General features: G+C 40.1%; 23 protein-coding genes and 2 riboswitches. Of the genes, 2 read left to right on the forward strand and 21 right to left on the reverse strand.

Annotated features, from left to right (window positions below; translation table 11 throughout):
- Nucleotides 1–28: 28 nt before the first annotated feature.
- The 7 genes from LIT25_17370 to LIT25_17400 all read right to left on the reverse strand — a co-directional run bounded on the left by LIT25_17370 (nt 29) and on the right by LIT25_17400 (nt 5,588).
- Entirely contained in the window at nt 29–427 is a 399-nt protein-coding gene (locus tag LIT25_17370) for a hypothetical protein (protein ID USK32360.1), read from the reverse strand.
- 42 nt (nt 428–469) lie between these two features.
- Nucleotides 470–1,105, reverse strand: a complete 636-nt coding sequence (locus LIT25_17375) for a CBS domain-containing protein (protein ID USK32361.1) — start codon at nt 1,103–1,105, stop codon at nt 470–472.
- A 69-nt stretch (nt 1,106–1,174) separates the two neighbouring features.
- Entirely contained in the window at nt 1,175–1,633 is a 459-nt protein-coding gene (locus LIT25_17380) for a YpbF family protein (protein ID USK32362.1), read from the reverse strand.
- A 110-nt stretch (nt 1,634–1,743) separates the two neighbouring features.
- Nucleotides 1,744–2,460: a LysM peptidoglycan-binding domain-containing protein gene (locus LIT25_17385; protein ID USK32363.1), complete on the reverse strand. Its 717-nt coding sequence runs from the start codon at nt 2,458–2,460 to the stop codon at nt 1,744–1,746.
- Entirely contained in the window at nt 2,453–3,049 is a 597-nt protein-coding gene (locus LIT25_17390; protein ID USK32364.1) for a CPBP family intramembrane metalloprotease, read from the reverse strand. Before LIT25_17390 ends, LIT25_17385 begins: the two co-directional genes overlap by 8 nt.
- Before the next feature lie 4 nt (nt 3,050–3,053).
- Nucleotides 3,054–4,529, reverse strand: a complete 1,476-nt coding sequence (locus LIT25_17395; GenBank protein USK32365.1) for an ATP-dependent DNA helicase — start codon at nt 4,527–4,529, stop codon at nt 3,054–3,056.
- Between the two features lie 9 nt (nt 4,530–4,538).
- Nucleotides 4,539–5,588: a helix-turn-helix domain-containing protein gene (locus LIT25_17400; GenBank protein ID USK32366.1), complete on the reverse strand. Its 1,050-nt coding sequence runs from the start codon at nt 5,586–5,588 to the stop codon at nt 4,539–4,541.
- Nucleotides 5,589–5,869: 281 nt separating this feature from the next.
- Here LIT25_17400 and LIT25_17405 point away from each other — a divergent pair, with 281 nt between their 5' ends.
- Nucleotides 5,870–6,118: a ferredoxin gene (locus LIT25_17405; protein USK32367.1), complete on the forward strand. Its 249-nt coding sequence runs from the start codon at nt 5,870–5,872 to the stop codon at nt 6,116–6,118.
- 41 nt (nt 6,119–6,159) lie between these two features.
- On the opposite strand, the gene LIT25_17410 is transcribed toward LIT25_17405, so the two are convergent.
- A complete protein-coding gene (locus LIT25_17410) occupies nt 6,160–6,741 on the reverse strand; it encodes an ECF transporter S component (protein USK32368.1) in 582 nt (193 codons plus the stop codon).
- A gap of 151 nt (nt 6,742–6,892) precedes the next feature.
- A riboswitch (FMN riboswitch) is annotated at nt 6,893–7,030 on the reverse strand.
- Between the two features lie 180 nt (nt 7,031–7,210).
- Between LIT25_17410 and serA the strand changes: the two genes are divergently transcribed.
- On the forward strand, nt 7,211–8,785 hold the full coding sequence (serA, locus tag LIT25_17415) for a phosphoglycerate dehydrogenase (GenBank protein USK32369.1): 1,575 nt from the start codon (nt 7,211–7,213) through the stop codon (nt 8,783–8,785).
- A gap of 151 nt (nt 8,786–8,936) precedes the next feature.
- Here serA and LIT25_17420 read toward each other — a convergent pair whose 3' ends face one another.
- The 13 genes from LIT25_17420 to resA form a co-directional block, all read right to left on the reverse strand.
- Nucleotides 8,937–10,190 carry an ATP-binding protein gene (locus tag LIT25_17420; protein USK32370.1) on the reverse strand — a complete coding sequence of 418 codons (1,254 nt, stop codon included), beginning with the start codon at nt 10,188–10,190 and terminating at the stop codon, nt 8,937–8,939.
- Between the two features lie 160 nt (nt 10,191–10,350).
- On the reverse strand, nt 10,351–11,163 hold the full coding sequence (locus tag LIT25_17425; protein ID USK32371.1) for a histidinol-phosphatase: 813 nt from the start codon (nt 11,161–11,163) through the stop codon (nt 10,351–10,353).
- 66 nt (nt 11,164–11,229) lie between these two features.
- On the reverse strand, nt 11,230–12,087 hold the full coding sequence (locus LIT25_17430; GenBank protein USK32372.1) for a peptidoglycan DD-metalloendopeptidase family protein: 858 nt from the start codon (nt 12,085–12,087) through the stop codon (nt 11,230–11,232).
- Between the two features lie 415 nt (nt 12,088–12,502).
- Nucleotides 12,503–13,645: a hypothetical protein gene (locus tag LIT25_17435; protein USK32373.1), complete on the reverse strand. Its 1,143-nt coding sequence runs from the start codon at nt 13,643–13,645 to the stop codon at nt 12,503–12,505.
- On the reverse strand, nt 13,642–14,178 hold the full coding sequence (sigX, locus tag LIT25_17440; protein ID USK32374.1) for an RNA polymerase sigma factor SigX: 537 nt from the start codon (nt 14,176–14,178) through the stop codon (nt 13,642–13,644). Before sigX ends, LIT25_17435 begins: the two co-directional genes overlap by 4 nt.
- Nucleotides 14,179–14,473: 295 nt before the next feature.
- Nucleotides 14,474–15,052, reverse strand: a complete 579-nt coding sequence (locus LIT25_17445; protein USK32375.1) for a cob(I)yrinic acid a,c-diamide adenosyltransferase — start codon at nt 15,050–15,052, stop codon at nt 14,474–14,476.
- Between the two features lie 71 nt (nt 15,053–15,123).
- Nucleotides 15,124–15,639, reverse strand: coding sequence for an ECF transporter S component (locus LIT25_17450; GenBank protein USK32376.1), 516 nt, complete (start codon nt 15,637–15,639; stop codon nt 15,124–15,126).
- Nucleotides 15,640–15,654: 15 nt separating this feature from the next.
- Nucleotides 15,655–16,074 carry a DUF4430 domain-containing protein gene (locus tag LIT25_17455; protein ID USK32377.1) on the reverse strand — a complete coding sequence of 140 codons (420 nt, stop codon included), beginning with the start codon at nt 16,072–16,074 and terminating at the stop codon, nt 15,655–15,657.
- A gap of 165 nt (nt 16,075–16,239) precedes the next feature.
- A riboswitch (cobalamin riboswitch) is annotated at nt 16,240–16,443 on the reverse strand.
- 90 nt (nt 16,444–16,533) lie between these two features.
- A complete protein-coding gene (locus LIT25_17460; protein USK32378.1) occupies nt 16,534–18,339 on the reverse strand; it encodes a HAMP domain-containing protein in 1,806 nt (601 codons plus the stop codon).
- A complete protein-coding gene (locus tag LIT25_17465) occupies nt 18,336–19,058 on the reverse strand; it encodes a response regulator transcription factor (GenBank protein ID USK32379.1) in 723 nt (240 codons plus the stop codon). The genes LIT25_17460 and LIT25_17465 overlap by 4 nt, the downstream gene beginning before the upstream one ends.
- 247 nt (nt 19,059–19,305) lie before the next feature.
- Complete coding sequence (ccsB, locus tag LIT25_17470; protein ID USK32380.1) at nt 19,306–20,481, reverse strand: c-type cytochrome biogenesis protein CcsB; 1,176 nt, start codon at nt 20,479–20,481, stop codon at nt 19,306–19,308.
- Between the two features lie 25 nt (nt 20,482–20,506).
- The gene (locus LIT25_17475) at nt 20,507–22,144 is read right to left on the reverse strand and encodes a cytochrome c biogenesis protein ResB (GenBank protein ID USK32381.1); all 1,638 of its coding nucleotides are present in this window, start codon (nt 22,142–22,144) and stop codon (nt 20,507–20,509) included.
- 16 nt (nt 22,145–22,160) lie between these two features.
- Nucleotides 22,161–22,682: a thiol-disulfide oxidoreductase ResA gene (gene resA, locus LIT25_17480; GenBank protein ID USK32382.1), complete on the reverse strand. Its 522-nt coding sequence runs from the start codon at nt 22,680–22,682 to the stop codon at nt 22,161–22,163.
- Nucleotides 22,683–22,694: the final 12 nt, after the last annotated feature.

The following is a 22,694-nucleotide window of genomic DNA, read 5'->3' on the forward strand; positions in this document are numbered from 1 at the left end:
AGTGATAATTTATCATTAGATATGTACACTATAATCTCAGGTGTGCTTTTTTCAAAGAGGTTCTTTGAACCTTTGCCGTTGCGAGCCCATATAAAACTGTAAAAGCTGCTAAAACTAAAGTTTGCCAAAATCCTATTTGAAATAATAGATAAAAATTAATAAAAACACAATAACTAATCGTCGCCTCGAGCACACTGCCTTCGTTTCTTAAAATTTTATACGTTAGACTGAATGCTGATTTTATTAGAATAGAGTGCAAGATGAACCCGATTGTAAATAGGATCATCGAAAAAAAAGATTTTGTCGGGTTCAATATCAGCATCATGATAAATTCTGACATCTGAAATGGAAGCTGTACAGGCACCCATGTACATACAAGATAGGCTGATAAGTACCCAATGATTAGATACGCGGCATGTTTAAACAAAAAAATCCCTCCCCTACACTTTTATATGTAGGGAAAGGAGCTTTATTCGTCTTCATGGATATCGAGGACTCTGAATCCTGACTTTTCAATCCTTTCAATAAACCGCTTGATATTGTCCTTTTTTTCAATTTTCATCACAATTCTTCTGACCATGCTTTCGGTTTCATCAAACGTAACAAGGGAAATGATATCTTCATGAAACTGTTTTGCAAGCTCTGTAAGCCTTGCGATCCTGCCCTCTGTTTCAACTGAGGTGAAGGCAATTCTGACCCCTTTTTTATTCATTCCAAATGCACTCTGAAATTGTTCAAGAACGTCATATCTCGTGACAATACCCAAGTATTCCTTTTCTTCTCCCACTACAGCAATAAGCGGAAAATCTTTTAATCTCAGCAGTGTCTTTTCGAAAATTTCATCACCTTCAAGGAACACATCACGATTGACAGCTATTTCTTCAGCCTTTCTGTTTTTTAAGAACTCCTCTTTCTCAACATTTGACTGAAAAAAATGCTCGTATAGGTTATAGCGTGTAATCATCCCTATATAGGCCGTCCCCTTTAAGACTGGAATCCCATCTATCTTGTGTTTTTTCAGCTTTTCAAGCACCATCAGCAGTGAATCATCCGCGGACGCATGAATTGTTCTTGCTTTAGGAATCATTGTACTTTTAACAAACATCGCATCACCCCATTAACGTTTTAGCATACATTCGCTGTTATTCACTAAAATCCTTTCATGCTCACACAATTACTTGCTTTCAAAATAAAGGTTGATATCAAAATCCTTCTTCATCATGTCATAAATCTCGCCTCTTTTTTTCCAGTGATAAGGCTGCGGCCACAGTTCAGAGCTCTTGCGGATTATTTCCGTTCTTAATCCATGATATTCCTTTTCGTACTTATCTTCTTTTTTCTTATAATAATGGGCTGTTGCATACCCTGCACCAATGGTTAATATGATGAAAAAGTGAAATGCGCTTCCAACTAATTCACCGAGCATATAGCCAATATTGCTGTCGTTTGGAACGACAATGAATTGATAAAAGTAGAGGAAAAAGGCCATCCCTCCTGTAAGTGTAAACATCTGCCATCTAAAACAATTCTTTTTAAATCGCTCATATTTTCTTTTTTTATTCAGCACGCTTTGAAGCATTTGTTTGGTCGCTAAATCGGTAGAATCACTCAGCAGCTGTATTTGTTTTTCCACATGCATCACATCTCCTGGGAAAGGTTTTCTTCATATTCCAGATTATATGATGTTGTCCATCTTGATATGAAAAGCAAGCATAAAAAAAACGCATGCTGTCATTCATGCGTTTACTGTTTGAGCGGTATTTTAAGTACTTGACCTTCATACACACTGTCTCCGCTCAGATTGTTCCATTGCTTAATTAAAGCCTCGCCAGAGCGGTCACTGTAATACTTCACAGAGATTCTGAACAGATTTTCTTCAGGACCCACTGTGTGTTCGATTACTTTGAACTCTTCTTTTGGTTCTGGCTTTGGTTCTGGCTTTGGTTCTGGCTTTGGTTCTGGTTTTGGTTCTGGCTTTGGTTCTGGTTTTGGTTCTGGTTTTGGTTCTGGCTGTGTTTTTACAGGTTCAGGCTCTGCTGAAGTTTGCAGAGGTGCCTCCTCTGTTTTGACAGTTGTTTCAGCTGAGCTTACAGACGCTTGCTCAGCTTCTTCAGATTTTGTTTCAGGTTCTTCTAAGGACTGTTCGTCAGAAGACTGCTCTTCTTCTTCCTCATCATCACCATATTTAATTAAAACATCTTCATAGTCGGAAATATTTTCTCCATTGACGGTTTTACTGCGGTCATCGAAATAAGAAATACTGTAGTAAAACACAATCGGAAGCAGAAAAAAGAATAATGCCAGTAAACTAATAGCGGGATATTTATATTTTGATTTTTTTTTGTCTTTCTTATTATGAATTTCACTTCTGGATGGATAGCTTCCTGTTCTTGATTTGTACTCTTCTATATTATTTTGTCTTGAGGCACGTGTCGAAACTGCTTCTTCTTTTTTACTCATTTTTTTCACCTCCGTTAATGTACTGCAAACGAATTTGAACGGCAAACACCAAATCAATTAAAAAGTGTGCAAAGACTGTCACGAATAAATTTCCTGTCCAGTCATACACAAACCCTAACAGCAAACTGATCAGCATCACCATAATAAACAGCAGCCCTTTTGTTAAATAACGAAAATGCAGAATGGCAAAGATGAAGCTTGCCGTCCAAATGCCAAAATGAGTCTGAATGACACCGCGAAATAAGAGCTCCTCTGTAAAAGAGATTAATAGGCATAGCAAGAAAATGTGCGGCAAAGAACGGTGCCTGAACATTTTTTCATTGATGCCGCCATCATCATACCATTCTTTTGGCATTGTCCGCATAATGATCCAATCGCCTATCAGCACAATAACAGCAGTCAATCCGCCAATCAGCAGCATTTCGGTCAGTTCAGGGCGCCAAATTGCCTTAAAATCAGACAGCCTGTTAAATAACATCATACTTAAAAAGATGGAAATTGTAAGTAGTAAAATTTGAGTAAAATAGAGCTGCTGAAGCAGCTGTCCATCTGTCATTCTTTTAACAAGTTCATTTTGACGCTTAACCATTTTATCACTCGTTCTGGCCAAATATAGCCTTTAATTCTGCCTTCCACTCAAGGAGCTGCAAATGAGTATGCTTCTCTTCCCTTTCTTCGTACCGCAAAAGATCAAGTCCGCACCTGTCACAGCAAATCTCCTGAGTTTGTAAATTCTTTTCCTCAAAGTATTTGAGTATGCCCTGTCTCCTGCATTCTTTTGAAAGCAGCCATTTCATTACGGCATTTAGTTTTCTTTTTTTGAACTTTCGCCTGTCTTCAATTTTTGCCCATATTAGATTTAACGATTGTTGTTCATTTCCAGGCAGAGGATAAGGAATCTTTTCTAAATGATGCATAATAAACCTACCCTGAACTTCATTCACACCAGTCCGTTCAAATGCTTCTTCAGCTTCCGTACCTGCAGAGAGGAGATAAAGGGTCTGATGAAGCTGTTCATATGTTGAAAACTCCGATTCCAGCAGGGACAATGGTATTTCCATATCTCCGCTTCCAATAAGAGATATCGCTGCACTTGGAAGTCCGTCTCTTCCAGCTCTCCCTATTTCCTGAACGTATGATTCCATTTGAGCCGGAAAATGAAAATGGATGACATATCTGACATTTCCTTTATTAACACCCATTCCAAATGCATTTGTACAGCAAACTACTTCTAATTGATCATAAACAAACTGCTGCTGTATAAGGGTTCTCTGCTCTTGTTCCATCCCTGCATGATAGCAGGCTGTTTCATGAACGCCCTCTATTTTTAAAAACTGCTCAAGGTTTTCAGTCCATTTTCTGCTTGAGCAGTATATAATCCCAGGCCCTTTCAGCTTTTTAACCAGCTCAGATACTCTTTTCATTTTATCTTCAAGTGAATGACATTCCTCAATCATAATGGCTATATTGCTGCGATTAACTGATTGAATATGCATTTTCACATTCGTCATCTGCAGAGAACTTTCAATATCCTGAAGTACTTCTGGAGTCGCAGTTGCTGTCAGCGCTATGCACGGTGCCTGGCCAAGTTTTCCTCTTAACTCACCGAGCTTTGAGTAATCAGTTCTGAAATCATGGCCCCATTGTGAAATGCAGTGTGCTTCATCAACAACAAATAAAGATAGGTTAATTTTACAAAGTGCAGACGCGACGGCTTCTGACTGCAGAATTTCCGGAGATGCAAAAATATATTTGTATTGATGCAAGTTAAGCAATGCTTTTTGCCTTTCCATATAGGACAGAGCACCATTTAAGCCAATAACCCTTTTTTCTCCGCGCATGCGAATTTGCTGGATCTGATCCTCCATTAGTGAAAGAAGCGGGGAAACGATCAGAACCGCTCCTTCCAGAATGTAGGCAGGCAGCTGATAGCACAGCGATTTCCCTCCTCCTGTCGGAAGCAGGGCTATTGCATCATTGCCGGCTAGTATGTCAATTATGATGTTTTCCTGACCAGTTCGAAAGGTATCATGGCCGAAATGGCGCTTTAATGCTTCTTGAACGTTCATGACTTCCCCCTAAAGACGCGTAAAAGCGAGCCTGATCTGAAAATATGAATAACGGTCTTTCAGTGCTTCTTTTACAATTCTCAGCTGATGCGTGTTTAATTCTTCAATCTTCCTAGCAATAACCTGCAGACAATCATCCGCTAAAAACATGGATAGATCAAATGAAGAGTCATTCAATGAAATCTCCACGATATGATCTTCAATCGTGCTTTGTTTTAAATGCCGGATTCTTGCAATGTCCTCCAATGATTTTCCCAGACGGATCAGCTGCAGCGTTTTTGAGGTAGATTCAGTAAGAGGGTGAATTCTTGAAAGGTCTCGTACCATCGAGTACAAAAGCGGATATTGCTGTGTTTTCAGGCTGCATTCTTCAAGTACACGATGAATGAGGTTCCAAAACAAAATTTTTATGTACTCTGCATCTTCTTTAAATTTTTCGCCAAGCTGTTCGTACGTCAAGCCAATGCGCTGATTTGAAGTCAATTGATAAACCCAGATCGCTGCCTCCCGATCTGAAAAACGCTGAAGATGACTGAGCATTTCATGATAAAGAGCATCTGACAGATCCGTTTTATTCACAGCTGACCTTTTTAAAAATTGCTTTACCCACCGCTGCACTTTTTCATCTTTTGTTACAGGCAAATATATTGTGCTCCCTGCTTTTGAGTGGGACAGAACTTGTGTCATCAGCATGAGCCTCTTCCAGAAAAGAAAACCGATTGATGCATAGATTGATCCATTCAAGCTTGCGGGAATAGGCTTATTGTCCAGTACTGATTCAAGGAGCGTTTCAGCTTTATTTGTTAATACATGAGTATCTTTATCTGAATAAATTAAGTACCCTTCTTCTGTGAGAAACTGCACAGCTGCATCAAAATCTTTTCTCTTTAAACCCGGATACATGCCGAATAAATTTGAAAGGTGAAACAGCTTGCTGTCCTGGATAGTCTGTGAGGATTTTTTCCCTTTTAACAAATGGAAAACGGCTGATGATGAGCGTTCCCCGCCAAATTTCTTCAGGCAATCTAAATAGATAATATCTAAATAATTTTGAGTCATCCACATCACCTTACACTTTTTGACACGTTTCGATTCTTGCTTCTATTGTAACAGATTCCATCTGAAATTTGGCGTTTAAAGTTGCCTGGAAAGGGTATCTTATATACTAGAAAGCCTTGTGTGATAAGCATTCTCAATGTACTTTCCTATTGAAAAGTTTCGAAAACAGATTTACAATGTATAAATATAAAGAGGTACGCACCTGATTTTTCAGTCTTAAGCTGACAAATGAATGAATGTACCATATCATAGAGAGTGACCATTTCAGAGGAGGTTTTTTTATGGCAAAGTATACAATCGTTGACAAAGATACTTGCATTGCTTGCGGTGCATGTGGAGCAGCAGCACCAGACATTTATGATTATGATGATGAGGGTATTGCATTTGTAACCCTTGATGATAACCAGGGAATTGTCGAAGTACCTGAAATCTTAGAGGAAGACATGATGGACGCTTATGAAGGCTGTCCGACTGATTCCATTAAAATTGCAGATGAGGCTTTTGACGGCGACGCTTTAAAGTTTGAATAGAAAATAAAAAACCCTCTGCAATTGCAGAGGTTTTTTTAAAATTAAGCAGCACGTTTATAGTCCGATTGTGCATGAACCCATGTTTTCAGCTTGGCGAAGATCGCCATAAACACAAATCCCATGACAATTCCCTTGATTAAGTTAAAAGGCAGAATTCCTGTTGCAATAAGGGCGCGCAATTCTGGCGCTGCCATTGCCGGGGCATTAAGGAACCAGGTGTATGCCGGCATGAACAGGTAATAATTTAACACACTCATAACTAAGGCCATTACGATTGTGCCGATTGAAAGTCCAATTGCAAGGCCTCTCATTGAATTCATTTTACGGTACATATAGGAAGCAGGCAGGATATATAAAACGCCTGCGACAAAATTAGCCAGCTGGCCAACAGGAACTCCTGTTGCATTCCCTATAATAATGTAATGAAGAATATTTTTGATCGCTTCAACCATAATTCCAGCACCAGGCCCAAACAGAATAGCTGCAATAATGGCTGGAACATCTCCGAAATCAAGCTCTAAAAAGCTTGAAAATCCAATCGGAAAATTAAAAATCATTAATACAAACCCTACACTTGCAAGCATTGCGATTGATACCTGCTTTTTCACCTTACTTTGCTGCATCTTTCTCTCTCCTTTTTCGATCCATCCGGAAAGAAAGGAAACGTCCTGTTATTCCCCTGCAAAAAATAAAACCCTTTGCGCATCGTACACAAAGGGAGAATTTAAACAAGGTCAAATAAACGGTTAAAATTCGCATTTTAAACGCCAGAACCTCCATCTTCTCCCATCCAGACTATACTGTCGGCTCTGGAATCACACCAGATCCTGCCAAACTGCTTACGGCTCGCGGGCTAGAAACATTTGTTTCATTACCGCCGGTCGGGAATTGCACCCTGCCCCGAAGATAGATCATATTATTTTGTATTCGAGATAAATTATACTGCATCCATTTCATTTTGTGAATAAAAATGCTTATTCATTCTTTTCCCAATAATAGTCTTTACCCTTTTAACGCTTTACTGTTATTGACATAATACTCTTAATATGATAAATTATCTGATATTTAGCAGAAGTGCTTAGGGGGATAAACATGTATCGAATTTTAGTTTCAGATTCAATGAGTGCAGATGGACTTCAGCCTTTGCTCGCAGCAGAAAATGTAGAGGTTGTTCAGAAAAAAGCGTCTGAGGCAGCAGACGAGCTACATACCTTTCACGCTTTGCTTGTCAGAAGTGCCACTAAAGTGACGGATGAGTTAATAGGTAAAATGCCGTCTCTTAAAATAATCGCAAGAGCCGGCGTTGGAATCGATAACATTGATCTTGATGCTGCGACTAAACATGGCGTTGTCGTCATTAATGCACCAGATGGTAATACGATTTCTACAGCTGAGCATACCTTTGCTATGATGACTTCCCTTCTCCGCCATATTCCGCAGGCGAATGTATCGGTTAAATCTAATGAATGGAATCGTACAGCATTTGTAGGAACTGAGCTTTACGGCAAAACATTGGGTATTGTCGGCCTCGGCAGAATCGGAACAGAAATTGCTAAACGAGCGCAGGCGTTTGGAGTAAATGTACTTGTATTTGACCCATTTTTAACACGTGACCGCGCTGCAAAAATCTCAGTAAAAAGTGCGAGTCTTGATGAACTTCTCGAGCAGGCGGATATCATTACGGTTCATACCCCTCTCACTAAAGAAACACGCGGACTTATAGGAGCAAAATCATTGCCTAAGACTAAAAAAGGCGTTTATTTGCTCAACTGCGCACGAGGCGGGATTATCGATGAAGAAGCCATCATCCCCTTTTTAGAGAACGGCCATATTGCAGGAGTAGCGCTGGATGTGTTTGAAACAGAACCGCCTGTTAATCACCCTTTATTGCAATATGACAATGTAATTGCAACTCCGCATTTAGGAGCTTCTACGAAGGAAGCGCAGTTAAACGTTGCAGCCCAGGTCGCTCAGGATGTTCTTCATTTTCTGGACGGCAAAATGGTGACTACATCCGTCAACCTGCCGACATTAACAAAAGAAGTATTTGAAAAAATTCAGCCTTTTTACAAGCTTGCCAAGAAAATGGGGAACGTTGTATCACAGTGCATGAAAGAGCCTGTGAATGACATATCTATAAAATATGAAGGATCAGTAGCTGAGCTTGAGACTTCATTTATTACAAAAAGCTTGATTGCAGGGTTCTTAACTCCCCGTGTTGCTTCGAATGTAAATGAAGTAAACGCAGGCATGATTGCAAAAGAACGCGGGATCAGCTTCAGTGAAAAAATCACTTCAAATCAGTCTGGGTATGCAAATTGCATCACTGTTATCATTCATGGAGATCAAACGGATTTTGAAATAAAAGGCACGCACATTCCTCATTACGGTGAACGAATTGTCGGCATTAATTCCTTCAATATCGACTTTTACCCATCAGGACATCTTATTTATATTCAGCACACTGATAAGCCTGGGGTCATTGGACGCGTAGGACGGATTTTAGGTGACCATGAAGTAAATATTGCAACCATGCAAGTAGGACGCAAAAATGCCGGCGGAGAAGCCATCATGATGCTCTCATTCGACCGTTCCTTAGACGAATCCTTGCTGACAACTTTATCTGAAATTAATGATATCGTTTCTATTAGAGCGATTGAATTATAATATGCAGAACCGACTGCTTAGCTAAGGCAGACAGATGAGAATTAGGCAATGGAGCTAGACAAAATGAAGTACGGAGACGCCTTTTTCACTTTTATAAAATAAGTAAAACTTCATTCAAAAAACAGAGAGCAGGCTGCCTGCTCTCTGTTTTTTATGCTCTTTTCATTGGAATTTCAATTTCAACGGCAGTCCCTTTTCCAACCTTGCTGTGAAAAGAAATTTTACCGTTATGTGATTCAATGATTCTGTAGCTTACGGTCAGTCCCAGTCCTGTTCCTTTCTCTTTTACGGAGTAGAAAGGTTCACCAAGTCTTTTAAGTCTTTCTTCCTCCATGCCCTCACCATCGTCTGCAATAATAACGAGAGCATGTTCCTTGTGTTGGCTGACTTTTATCTCAATGATTGTAGATCCGGCTTCAATCGAATTCTTGATGACATTAATAAAAACCTGTTTAAGCTGATTTGGCTCACAATCTATATCCGGCAGGCCGATTGCATGCCTAAATTTAATATTGATATTGTACATATTTGCCTGTGATTCTAATAAAGAAATGACATTGCACAGAAGCTGGTTCAAATTTGTCTTTTTAAATTGGATGTTCTGCGGCTTGGCCAGAACAAGGAGTTCGCCGACTATCTCATTGATCCGGTCAAGCTCGCTTTCCATGATTTCATAATACGTTTTATTTACACTGTCATTTTTATTCATAAGCTGAACAAAACCCTTTAGGGAAGTCAGAGGGTTTCTTATTTCATGAGCTACGCTTGCAGCAAGTCCGCCGACAACACTTAATTTTTCAGCCTTTTGCAGACGGTCTTCCGCTTCTTTCATTTGAGTAATATCGCGTCCGATTACGACAAGCGCCTTCCTGCTTTCGTCTTCGTTATACAGTGGAACCTTGATCGTATCAAACGTTTTAAAGCTGCCATCTGGCAATGAGATAATCTCTTCACTTCGGCTGACAGCTCCGCCCTGCCATGTGATCTCGTCAGACTTTTCACAATAAAGCAGTGCCTCTTTATAAAAGTCAGTGTACTCAGCAAGCTCTCTGTCTGTTTTTCCTTTATAGTCGACACCCTGCAGCTGAAATAAATTCAAACCAAACGTATTCACTTCAATCCAGCGGCCTTGTCCATCTTTGAAATTCACAAAATCCACCATGGAATTGATAAGAGACAAAAGCTTTTCTTTCTCACGCTCTAATTCCTTAAACTGTTCATTTTTATTAATCAGGTAATAGATGAAAATACTTGTTGCGACTATAAAAACGATACCTTTTAATTTTGAAATTAGAATAAACGTATAAATATCGTAGTCAAAAAATGCAACAAGTTGATCGGTCCCAAAAATCCAGATAATACTGATCAAAACATATATATAAAGAACTTTTTTCATATTCGACATGACTATCTCCCGCAAAATGATGTTTAGACTTTCATTTTACTACTATTATTGACTAAATAGATAGGAGACGATTGAATTTTTTCTATTTCAGAAAAGAAAGTGAAAATATTTTTTTACACAAAACAGTGCTATTTCAAATGAAATAACACTGTTCAATCGATTATTTAAGAGGCACTTCTTTTCGTTCCCCTTTTTGAAACGTCATTAATGAAGAATAGCCGACTTTTTCGGCAAGGGCAATGGCCTGGTCATAATCCGCACCTACGTCACCGGGTATATGAGCGTCAGAAGAAAGGACGATCGGAATGTTTTTCTGGAAACAAAGCGATAGGAGTCTCTCATCCGGATACAGTTCCCCAACAGGTTTTCTTAAGCCGGCTGTGCTGATCTCAACACAGGTTTTCGAAGAGGCAAGGGCATCTGTTGCCCGTTCATACTGCTTCATTAAAAATTCTTCATCGCCTGGCACATATTTAAAAATCTTTACTAAATCAAGGTGACCCACAATATCAAATAAATTGGACTGTGCAAGAGTTACGACCTGATCGAAGTATTTTTCATACACTTCATTCACATCACGCCTGTCCCATTCATGAAGAAATTCTTTTAAATCAATGCCAAAGTCATCAACCCAGTGGATTGAACCTATTACATAATCAAAATCATATGTATCAATGAATCTTTTCATCTCGGCATGCTTTCCTGGCGTATAGTCCATCTCAATAGACATTTTCACATCAATTCCGTGATTCCAGGCCTCTTTAAAAAGATCAACATAGTCCTTCATATCATAGTATCGTCTTTCTTCAACCCATGGATTGCTTAGTATATCTTTAGTCTGATAAAAATGATAGGCATGCTCTGAGATTCCAAAGTGCTGAATGTCTTTTTTTGCAGCTTCATCTGTGAATTGCTTCAAATATTCAAGTGTCAGGCTGCCTCGTTCTAAATGATTGTGATAGTCTGTGCGCATTGTCTGCCCCCCGCAAGTTTTGTCTATTATAACTTTTTTTGCGAAGTGTGACAATGCATTTTCCGTTTATTCTGAAGAACTGAAATGATTAGAAATTTTTAAGTTCTGATAAGGAAATATCGCTTCCGTTTTTAAACGATTTTCTTTTTTCAGCTGCTGAACAGAAACTTGAAACTCATCTGCAATTGAGAAAAGTGTATCTCCCTTTTTAACTGTGTACGTTTTAAATTTCGTCTTTTCTATTACAATTAGCCCTTGACCTATTTCCAGACTGTCTGAAGTAAGCCCGTTCAGCCTTTTTAGAGCTTCAACGGAAAGACCGTATGCCTTTGAAAGCCCCCACAGCGTGTCCCCTTTTTTCACAGTAATAGCAGCTGGATTTTTCACTTCAGCAGAGGCGGGCTGAGAAAGGACAGGCACTGTTTCAATCTTGTTTGCACTAACCATTAGAAATGGATCAACAGCATTTTTTTTATCGTAGGTCCACTTTTCCTTATGTACTTCAAAATGAAGATGTGTCCCTCTGGAAATCCCGGTATTTCCGATAATGCCAATTTCCTGCCCTTTCTCCACTTTAGCAGATTCCGAGACTGACCTTTTGCTTAAATGAGCATAGACCGTTTCATAGCCTTCAGGATGATGAATAAATATAACATGTCCATATGTATCTGAATAATAGGATTTCGTAACATGGCCCTCCTGCACTGACTGAATGGTTGTGCCTTCAGGAGCTGCAATATCAATTCCTTTATGCTTGCCGCTTCTTGTTCCAAATGTATCTGTAATCGTACCCTTTATCGGGCTTGACCATTTTACAGCATTGGCTCTTTCTTCGGCCTTCGCCTGCGTTCCGCTTACGAATAATAGAACAATGCATATTCCGATTAATAATGCGATTGATAATCTTCTTAACAAATCTAACATAGCTTCCCCCTAGATACTTGTTTGTCAAAAAATGACCAATACTAGTATTATGCAGTGATTTCCATTTCATACATGAAGATTGCCTTTACAAAGACCGTCCTTGTTTTGATAAGTGCGGCAAGCAGGATTAATCCTGTATTTTTTCTATAACTTTATATCATTTTAGAAATTATATTTTTTTAACTGCTTGTTTTCTTTTTAAGTTTGCTTGCTGCCTCTATTAAGGCGAACCTGCCTTAAGCATGTTTGGCTCTTCTTTTTAAATGCGAAATATGATTTTTCAGCGGAAAATATCGGCTTATTTGCAAAAAGGCTCTTTTCAGCAAAATCGTGAAGTTACAAGGCTCGGCAAAATCCAATAAAATAAAATGAAAAGAAAAAACCGCAGCATTCCTGCTGCGGTCTTCACATCTCTTTATTCTTTTAAATCGACTGGATTTGGAGAAAATGGCACAGGCACTGCCTCTGTAACATCCATCTCTCCGACTCTGTCTACATTTATTCCTTCAAACTTCACATTCTCATACCCAAACTCTTTAGCTGTCATTAGGATGGCTTCAAGCATCAGAGTATCTGTTTCATTATCATCAATTGTTGATTCATCTGTAAACTCAATTGTTACGTTATGATTTTTTTCTTCAATCTCTTTAATGACCACTGTTTTTTCGATGACAGGCTTAAGCCCGAGCGTTCCATTGTCTTTCATTGCGGACAATGCCTCAGACAGATTTTCGAAAGGGAGCAGGGACGGTGCAAGAAGTTTAGGCGCTTCAATGCTCTCCTGGTATAGGAAATAAGCTTTTCTTTTGAATTTGTCCAGTTTCATCCCTTCCTGGAAACCATATGCACCAAGCTCTATACCTTTCTCTCCATTTTTATAGTACTCTGCTTCTTCAACGCCCTGCCAGCGGAAGGACTCTTCAATGCCTTCTGTAAAAAGTTTGTTGTCCGTTTCTGAAGAGGACTGAGCAAAAGAATTTTCGTTCACGTCGATTAAAAGCTTAGAAGTCGCCCCTTTCGCATAATCAAGGTTAGTTCCCGTTAAAGAAGAAGAACTCAAGCCGAGCTGTGCTGGATCAAATGCTGAAAGAGCCGATTGAAATAATTTCAGATAATCTTCACTCTTTTCCATTTTAACGCTGACTGGAATCATGTTTTGAACTTGCTGATCAGGATATGCAAGTGTGACAATTGAAACCTGGTCTTCGGGACGGGCAACAAATGTGGTTTTTTCAGACTGAACGTAAAGTTTAGATTCACTCTTTATACTTGAGTCCTGTATGGATTGCTCTGCTTGTTCATAACTTGCTTTGTCCATGCTTGAATCTGATTTGCTTTCGTTTACTCCGAGCTGATTAAGGAAGTATGGCGATATTAATAAGAGAATTATAAGTGCGGCAATGCTTGTGACAGCGGGTGTCACCCAGTGCTTTCTGTGTTTATATTCTTTTTTCGGCAATCGGGCATAAATTTCGGCAGAAGTCCGTTTATCTTCAATCGCCGGAAGCTTTCTTAGGGCTTTTGCAATTTGTTCTTCATTCCAATTTGATTTGTTCATCCCTTTAAAATCCCCTCCTCCCTCACATTATGGTCAGCCAAATGTTTTTTTATTGCTTTTAATGCTCTGTGCTGTGTGGTCTTCACCTTACTCTCAGTAAAGCCAAGTGCAGCCGCAGTCTCAGCAATGGACAGCTCTTGAAGATAACGGAGAATGATGACAGAGCGCTGGTCTACTGTACAGCTGTCAAGAGAACGGTATATTCCCTGCAATTCTTCATTTTGAGCGGCAATTTCCTCAGGCAAAGGCTGAATATCCTGTATTTGCTGCCGGTCCCAGTCAAATGTTTCAAGAATTCTTTGCTTCAATGTTTTTTGCTTTCTGAAAAAGTCGATGGCAACATGCCGTGCTATAGAAAAGATCCACGTTTTTTCACTGCTTCTGCCTTCAAAGCTGTCATAGGATTTTAAAATGCGGATATATACTTCCTGAACGAGGTCTTCAGCCTGCTCACGATTTTTCACCATATAAAATAAGAATTGAAAAATATCTCCATGATATTTTTCATAGATCCTCTGAAAGGCCTCTTCCATGAATGAACCTCCGATCACACCATTAGTCGATTTTCTTTTATAAAAAGTTACATATTATTCACCATATATCTGTTCAATTAAGAAAAGCGCAAGCGCCAGTTTACCCCAGGCATGACAGATAAGAATCCGCCAGAAAAGTCAGGTTGTGACTTTTTTTGCCGGATTCGTTCTGACACGCGATCTAGGCGCCGGAGCGAACGCAGATATCTTTATTATATAATCCACAGCCTTTGACTTTTATTAATTCCTGAACGTATAAAAAGGAAGGTGCTCCCTTCCTTTATTTCCAGCTATTTTATGACTGTTTAGGCTTCGTAAATACGATTGCGCTTCTTTCGTATTCTACATCTTTAGAACCAAGCCTCGCATTCGCAACTCTTGCAGCAGCAAAGAAGTAATCTGACAATCTATTCATATAGGTTAATACGTGTTCATTAATCTCCGTCTGCTTCTGCAGGGAAACGATGCAGCGTTCAGCTCTTCTGGCTACTGTTCTTGCAATATGTATCGCGGATGCTGCCTTTGTGCCTCCGGGAAGGATAAAGCGCTGCAGCGGAGGAGCTTCAGCAGAATAATGATCGATTCTTTCTTCTAAAAATGCAATCATTTCAGCTGTTGTTTTATAGGGATGCTTCTGTTTGCCATGTATGACCGCAAGATCGCTGCCGCAATCAAACAGCTCATGCTGGATCTTTTCAAATTCATGATACAAGTCAATCAGATTTTCTTCTTGAAGCCACGTCATGGCAAGACCGACAAATGAATTTACTTCATCAATTGTGCCATATGCCTCGACTCTTAAGTCATCTTTGTCGACACGGCCGCCAATTATACTTGTTTTCCCTTTGTCGCCAGTTCTCGTATACAGATTCAATTTTAAGCAGCTCCTTTAGGGTTTAAAATAAAAAGAGCGAATCTTATCGCTCTTTTATTTTACCATTTTTCTTATTGCATTGTTATGCCATAATCCTTCTTATTCAAGTAATACTCAAACGTTTTTCGCATAACAGGATAAAGCAGAAGAAAGAAAATTCCATTTCCGATTGCATGTGCTGTATCAAAAGGCAAGCCTGCAAGGTAATAAGCTAAGCCATGGTCAGTTATAACAAACATATTCAGTGATACAATAAACCCGAAAAGATAACCCGACAATACAGAAATGGGTGTAAAGATGATCAAACGATTTGATTTCACATATTTGCCTAATAGACCTGATAATAACGCGAGTGTACCCCATGCGAGCATTTGCCAGATTGTCCATGTCCCCATTCCGAGCAGCAAATTGCTCAAGAAGCAGCCTAATACGGCTACAATCATGCCATTTACAGGACCAATTAAAATAGAGGTAATCAGAATAATCGCTGTCATTGGCTGGACGTTTGGAACAAATTGAAAGGCCATTCGCCCTACAACTGATAAAGCAATAAGCAGGGAAAGCAGACTGATTCTTCTAGTTGTCATAACGTGCTCTTAGGATTACTCATATTTTCTTAAATCGAACTCTACTTTATCTCCATCTTTCAGCTCGATTTCATTAGCACCAGTCATTGCATCTTCGCCATTTACGATTAAGTGCCAGTAGGTTTTATCCTTATCGCTTGCCATCATTCCATCAATTCCGCTGATGAACCCTCCAGCTTCTTCCACTTCAAAATTCGCTTTCATTGCATCCATCAGAGTCTGCCCTTCTTCAAAAGATACTTCTTTTGAATCAACTTTCTCTGCCATTTCGTTTTTAGTCAGTGTAACAACAGCTTTTGTCTCTTCTGTTTTTTCTCCATTTTCAGCAGCCTGCTCTGATGCTGGAGCTTCCTTCTTCGGCTCCTCTGCTGTATTTCCGCATGCTGCAAGCAGCGCTAAAAAGAAAACGGATAGTAAGCTTAAAAATTTATTCACAATTAATCTCTCCTTCTTATGTATGTATCTATTTGGTGAATCATGAAACCACAAAACAAAAAAGCCCATCTGCAGATGGGCTTAATAAACGGCATAATAAGATACAGATTGTATGCAAAGAAGCATAAATCCTGCCGTTTCTATGCTCAACCCCCGAAGAATACAAACAATGTAAGAGATTCCGGCAGGTCTACTGACTTTTGCTTCATTCTCCACTTGAACCTTCCCATATAATAAACAGCAATAGAGCCATCTGATTATACAGTGGTTTAACCCAAAGTTTCGTCAGCAAATACAGTTGCGGGGACAGTTCAGGCATTGCACCTGATTCCCTATTAAGCGTAAAGCACCTATATCTCAAAATATACAATTTTATAAATTCAGTCTTATATTACATAAAATGATTCAGGTCTTCAACAGAAATTTCATTAGGCGTTCCTTATGAAACAAGAATTTTCGTCACGCTCTATCAGAAAGACTGCTTTTTCGAGGCAAATAGAAGCTGAAGGCAGTACCTTCATCTACCTTGCTGTGCACATTGATCGTACCGGAATGGGCATCTACGATGTTTTTTGCAATCGCCAGGCCAAGGCCGGTGCCCGAACGGCCTCTCGTTCTTGCTTTGTCCGCTTTATAAAACCGTTCAAAGACAAAAGGCAGATCCTCTTCTATAATACCTGTACCTGTATCTTTTACGTCTATTTTCATGCCGCCAGCAACGGTTTGAACATGAACTTCAACAGATCCCCCTTCAAGCGTATGTCTGATCGCATTATCAATAAGATTCGTCAAAACCTGCTCAATCTTATCGGGATCCAGAACAAACTCAGGGTCATCTATCGAAAATGAAGAGGTTAACGTGATTTTTTTGTCCCTTGCAAGTCCCTGGAATTTCCGGTTGATTTTTTCAATAAATTCATAAATCGAGATTCGTTCTAAATTCAGAGAAATGTGACTGGCTTCCATTCTTGCCAGGTCCAGTAAATCGTTAACAAGTCTTCCCATGCGCAGTGATTCATCGTAGATTACCTGTGCAATCTCCTTTTTCTCTTCCTCAGAGCTTGCAATGTCATCGACTATCGCTTCACTGTATCCCTGCAGCATGGCAATCGGCGTTCTCAGCTCATGACTGACATTCGCAATAAAATCCTCCCGTAGCTTATCTAGCCTTCTCTCTTCTGTCATATCTCTGAGAACAGCAACTGCACCCCGAACATATGACTGGTTATAGAGAGGGCTCATGACCATCACCCAGCTCCTGCCCTGAAGATTGACCTCGACTATGTGTTCTCTCTCTGTGTTGACAACTCTTTGAAATAATTCTTTTGCTTCTGGAGGGATTTCCTCTCCCTCATTGATTTGCATTTTTTGTTCGTAGTACCAGGACTGAAGAAACCGTTCAGCAGGGGGATTGGTCACGAGAATCGTCCCGTCAATATTCAGCGTAATGACTCCGTCTGCCATACTGCTTAAAATACTGGTTAAATGTTCTTTTTCCTGGTTAAGTGCATTGATATTGAATTTCAGCTGCCTGCCCATTTGATTAAACGCGACGGCAAGCTCGCCAATTTCGTCATGACTTAAAATCGGCACCTTCGTATCAAACTTTCCGCGTGTAAGCTCCTGCGTTACTTCCCGCATTTTTCTGAGCGGATAAGTGATTCTTGTTGATAGAAAGAATGCGAATATCGTCGTTAATACAATGGCAATACCTGCCGTAAGCAGAATATATTTTGTCGTATGCTCTGTTGTTTCGTGAACAGCAAGCAGCGACTGCGACATAAACACTGCCCCGTTTTCCCCATTTTTCAGCTCATAGGGTACACCGACGACCAGCACTTCCTCGTTATTATCCGAACTGATCTGCTGCTCTTTGGAGAGTTCGGTGAGCTTGCTGACATTTTTTTGATCTGCAAACACTTTAGACAGCTCGCTGTCATTCTGAATATCCTCCATTTCAAAAACAGGGGTACTGTCAAATTTCTTTGGTGAAAACCAGTATTTGTTCTGATCTTCGACGATGATGATGCTTGTAAGTTCATCGGCCAGTTCCCATGAGATTGACCTCGCCAGTTCCTGATCTTCATGTTTTTCAAGAATAACCGAGATTTTGTTGGCTAATTGTGTAAGCTCCCGTTTGGCCTCGTCCACATGATAATTTTCAATGAATTCTAGAAGTAGCACAGTCAGAATTAATAAAACAAAAGAAACGAGCAATAAAATGGTAAACCACAGTTTACCGACTACGCTTTTCCAAAACATCATTCACTGCCTACCTCAAATTTGTATCCAACTCCCCAAACAGTCACGATCATGGCAGCTGCATCAGGTGATACCTTGCTCAGTTTTTCTCTAAGGCGTTTTACATGTGTATCAACTGTACGCAGATCACCAAAGAACTCGTATTGCCATACTTCTTTTAATAATTTCTCGCGGTCGTATACTTTGTCCGGCGTTTTTGCGAGGAAATAAAGCAGCTCATATTCTTTTGGAGTTAAACTGACCTCTTTGCCGTCTGCAAGCACCCGGTGTGCATCGTGATCAATAGAAAGATTCGGGAACACGATAACATTCTTAGCTTTCGTTTCTGTTTTCAGGAATGATGTTGTCGATGAGCGTCTAAGAAGTGCTTTCACTCGCAGAACGACTTCTCTTGGACTGAAAGGCTTTACGATGTAATCATCTGTTCCCACTTCAAAGCCCTGAACCCTGTTTACCTCTTCACCTTTTGCCGTAAGCATAATGATAGGAGTGGCTTTTTTCAGGCGCAGTTGTCTGCAAACTTCAATCCCATCGAGTCCGGGCATCATTAAATCAAGCAGGATTAAGTCATATTCTGTAGACAGTGCCATTTCAAGAGCATCACTTCCGTTGTCAGCTTCTTCAATTTGATAGTTTTCTCTCTCTAAATACATTTTCAAAAGTCTTCTGATTCGGTCTTCATCGTCAACGACCAAGATTTTATAGTTCATGTTGTTTTCCATCTTGTTTCTCCTCCTTCAAGTACTCAATACCTTTATCTTACCAAAAAACCTTCACTTTATATGAGTGAAGGCTCTCTTGATAAGAAAAGTGCCCGTTTAGCTCCGGCAGACAGATAAGAATCCGGCAGAAAAGTCCAAGTTTGACTTTTCCTCTGGAATAGTTCTGGCTGATGAGGTGGGCGATGGAACTGGACACCACTGCAAAAACTTTATACTTTCTTTTCTCTTAAAGAAAAACTCTTATTAACTATGCATAAGAATGCAGACCGGCAATCACCAGATTGACAAAAATCAGATTAAACATGATGATGGCAAAGCCAATAACGGCAAGCCATGCTGATTTTTCTCCCTGCCATCCTTTTGAAAGACGCAAATGCAGGTAGGCCGCATAGAAAAGCCAGGTAATTAATGCCCATACTTCTTTAGGGTCCCAGCCCCAAAAGCGTGTCCAGGCGATTTGAGCCCAGATCATCGCAAAAATGAGCGCTCCCAGAGTGAATACCGGAAATCCTATTGTAACAGATCGATATCCGATTTCATCTACTAAATCCAGATTTACGTTTTTGGTGAGAGGCTGAAGGAAAGCTGAGATTCGCTTTCTCAAGATTAACCGGATCGCTCCGTATAATAATAATCCGGTGCCAATTGACCAAATGACAGTATTCAGCTTTCTCGCAGAAATAAGAGCGGGAACTTCAATAAGAGCTTCCATTTTGCCTTCTGTTAAAAGTTCGCCTTTATGAGGGCCTACCAGAGCAGGCATATTATAGATCATTTCTGCATTTTGCTCATTTTTATCTGTCCATTTATAAACGGCTTCATAATCCATCATTCTGAAGGTGCTTGTTATTGCAATGAATGCAATCGTAGCTACAAGTGTATACATGACAACTTCAAGCCAGAATGTTTTTTTGGAATTTTTCGTTTGATCCACTGTCCGGATTAAATAAATCACACCCGCTATAAAGCTGATGGCAAGAATCGCCTGACCAAGAGCCGCTGTTGTCACGTGAATGTGCAGCCAGCTGCTTTGAAGCGCTGGGATAAGCGGTGAGATATCTGACGGAAACATGCTCGCATAAGCGATAATCAGCAATGCGACCGGCAGAGTAAAAAGCCCTAAAATAGACACTTTATAAATAAAGTAGAGTACTATAAATGCAAGAACAAGCATCATGCCAAAGAATGTTGTAAATTCAAAAAGATTGCTGACCGGTGCATGACCGGATGCGATCCATCTCGTAATGAAATAGCCAACTTGTGCTGCAAAAGCAAGAATCGTAATTGCAATACCTGCAGTCGCCCATTTACTTGGCTTTTTGTATTCTTTTCTCTTATCACGGATGGCTCCGCCAAAAAGAAATGTCGCAGTCAGATATAAAATGAATGCTGCAAATAGCAAATTACTGCTTAAAGCCGCCACTCCTTTTCCTCCTCTATGACTTGTCTTATTTCTCGTCTGACTGATCCTTCGGCTTTTCAATCAATGTGCCTTCAAGCACTGAATCAATCTCATTTTTAATGCCGTACCAATTCTTATTTGTATGCCCGGCAAGAAGAATTCCTTCTCCGGTTCGTCTGATCCAGATGCGTCGATGATTCCAATACATACCTTGGGTGACGCCTATCATGAAAATGGCACCGCCAAGTCCAAGAAACCAAAGAGTATTGTCTTTGCGAACAGTAAGAGCTGAGAGATTCTTTGTTTCCACGCCTTCAAACTTCATTTTCAGCTGGTTGTCTTCATTTGGTTCAATTGTCTGCTGAATGGCAACGAAGCTTGTTTCGCCCTTAGGTTTATCAGGAGAAATCATTTTAAATACAAAAGCAGGATTATCCGGTATTCTCGTTTTCGTAGCAGGCTCTCCCTCACTGTTAAAATAAAAATCAGGAAGGTAGCTTGCCACTTCTACTTTATAGCCATTGCCCAAATCAAATTCTTTTTGAGGATCCAGCAGATCAATTGTCAGCTGTCCAAAGTTTTCCTCCGTCTTTTTGTCTACTAAACTAAATGTCATTTTATTCAATTCATTTAATTTATAATCCACTTGATACAAGGCGTATGAATCATGCTTAAGCGGCTGATTTACTTTGATTTGCTCATCTTTTATTTTTTTCAGCTCAGGCTCTTCCCCGATGACCGCTTCACCTTGTCTCTCGTACAAAGTAACGTTCGTCTGGTAATTTTTTACAACGCTGCCGTCCCCAACTCTTGTAAGGGCATCCTGAAACACTTCATCTTCGCTGTCTTTTTTGTATGTTTCCATCACAAACTTGTCACTGTGGAGAAAATACTTGCCTTCAGTTCCCGGAATGACATTCGTTTCCCCTTCGCGGATCCAAATGACATCATCCACATACATTCCCGGTACAAACCTCAGCATAGCTCCAAACAAAAAGATGATCAGACCGATATGATTGACATACGGTCCCCATCTTGAAAAACGATTTTTCTCTGCAAGGAGATTTCCGTTTTCTTCTCGAACATGATAGCGTTTTCTCTTCAGTCTGTCTTTAATATTTTCAAGCTGTTCCTCCGCCTTGTTGACTGAAGGGGTTTCGCTGAATAATCGCTGTCTTCGCATAAAGCTTTCATGGCGTGTGACACCTTGTTTTTTCAGCGCACGATAGAGCGGTACAAAGCGGTCTAAGCTTGCAATGACCAATGAAGCAGCAAGCGCTCCGATTAAAACCATGTACCACCATGAGCTGAATAATTCATGAAACCCCATTTGGAAATAAAGCTGTCCGATTACCCCGTACTCCTCGCGGTAAAATTCTTCGGGAGTTACATTTGGCGGAATGTACATGACCTGCGGAAGGATTGTGCCGATTGCTGATGCAATTAAGATCAGTACGATAATCCAGATGCCGACCTTTACAGATGAAAAGAAGTTCCAGATCTTATCGACCGGCGTTTTCTTATAAGTCTGTGAGCGTCTTGCACTGCCATCATATTTCATATCCAATAGTTTTTCAGAAACAGCTTGATTGCTGTCCATTTCCTGAACAGGACGACCGCAGGATTCACAAAGAATCGTTCCGTGCGGATTACTGTGTCCGCACTTGCATTTCACTTCATTCATGATGAAAACTCCCCGTTTACGGCTTGATTGATTCCATATAGTCCCTGACCATCCGCTCATTCATCTGGCCAGTGATAATTTCTGCTACTTTTCCATTTTTATCTATCAGAAATGTAGTCGGAAGAGGGACAACACCGTATGCATCTAAAACTTGCCGGTCCTTATCCAGGACGACAGGAAAAGATAAATCATATGTATCCGTAAAGTTCTGTACGGCAATCTTTGATTCTGCGATGTTGACGGCAATCACCTCTACACCTTGTTCTTTATAATAATCATACTGATTTTGCATGTAGGGCATTTCGCGTTTGCACGGTTCGCACCATGTTCCCCAGAAATTCAGGAAAACGCCCTTTCCCTTATAATCAGAAAGCTGATGCTTGTCCCCGTTTAAGTCTGTTAAAACAAAATCAGGGGCATCGCTTCCAACCTTCACTTTTTCCTTGCTTGAGAAAAAGTTCGTATATAACGTATATCCAAGTGCTGCAACCAGCACAAAAAGGATGATCGATCTCATGAGCAACCGTCTTTTTTTCATAAAAAACTCTCC

It is taken from the genome of Bacillus sp. F19, from assembly GCA_023823795.1.
GTDB lineage: Bacteria > Bacillota > Bacilli > Bacillales > Bacillaceae > Bacillus_P.

Excerpts from the sequence above, each read along its gene's own strand:
- LIT25_17375 (USK32361.1), bottom strand. The coding sequence starts at position 1,105 with ATGTTTGTTAAAAGTACAATGATTCCTAAAGCAAGAACAATTCATGCG.
- LIT25_17385 (USK32363.1), bottom strand. The coding sequence starts at position 2,460 with ATGAGTAAAAAAGAAGAAGCAGTTTCGACACGTGCCTCAAGACAAAAT.
- LIT25_17390 (USK32364.1), bottom strand. The coding sequence starts at position 3,049 with ATGGTTAAGCGTCAAAATGAACTTGTTAAAAGAATGACAGATGGACAG.
- LIT25_17395 (USK32365.1), bottom strand. The coding sequence starts at position 4,529 with ATGAACGTTCAAGAAGCATTAAAGCGCCATTTCGGCCATGATACCTTT.
- LIT25_17400 (USK32366.1), bottom strand. The coding sequence starts at position 5,588 with ATGACTCAAAATTATTTAGATATTATCTATTTAGATTGCCTGAAGAAA.
- LIT25_17405 (USK32367.1), top strand. The coding sequence starts at position 5,870 with ATGGCAAAGTATACAATCGTTGACAAAGATACTTGCATTGCTTGCGGT.
- LIT25_17410 (USK32368.1), bottom strand. The coding sequence starts at position 6,741 with ATGCAGCAAAGTAAGGTGAAAAAGCAGGTATCAATCGCAATGCTTGCA.
- serA (USK32369.1), top strand. The coding sequence starts at position 7,211 with ATGTATCGAATTTTAGTTTCAGATTCAATGAGTGCAGATGGACTTCAG.
- LIT25_17420 (USK32370.1), bottom strand. The coding sequence starts at position 10,190 with ATGTCGAATATGAAAAAAGTTCTTTATATATATGTTTTGATCAGTATT.
- LIT25_17425 (USK32371.1), bottom strand. The coding sequence starts at position 11,163 with ATGCGCACAGACTATCACAATCATTTAGAACGAGGCAGCCTGACACTT.
- LIT25_17430 (USK32372.1), bottom strand. The coding sequence starts at position 12,087 with ATGTTAGATTTGTTAAGAAGATTATCAATCGCATTATTAATCGGAATA.
- LIT25_17435 (USK32373.1), bottom strand. The coding sequence starts at position 13,645 with ATGAACAAATCAAATTGGAATGAAGAACAAATTGCAAAAGCCCTAAGA.
- sigX (USK32374.1), bottom strand. The coding sequence starts at position 14,178 with ATGGAAGAGGCCTTTCAGAGGATCTATGAAAAATATCATGGAGATATT.
- LIT25_17450 (USK32376.1), bottom strand. The coding sequence starts at position 15,639 with ATGACAACTAGAAGAATCAGTCTGCTTTCCCTGCTTATTGCTTTATCA.
- LIT25_17460 (USK32378.1), bottom strand. The coding sequence starts at position 18,339 with ATGATGTTTTGGAAAAGCGTAGTCGGTAAACTGTGGTTTACCATTTTA.
- LIT25_17465 (USK32379.1), bottom strand. The coding sequence starts at position 19,058 with ATGGAAAACAACATGAACTATAAAATCTTGGTCGTTGACGATGAAGAC.
- LIT25_17475 (USK32381.1), bottom strand. The coding sequence starts at position 22,144 with ATGAATGAAGTGAAATGCAAGTGCGGACACAGTAATCCGCACGGAACG.
- resA (USK32382.1), bottom strand. The coding sequence starts at position 22,682 with ATGAAAAAAAGACGGTTGCTCATGAGATCGATCATCCTTTTTGTGCTG.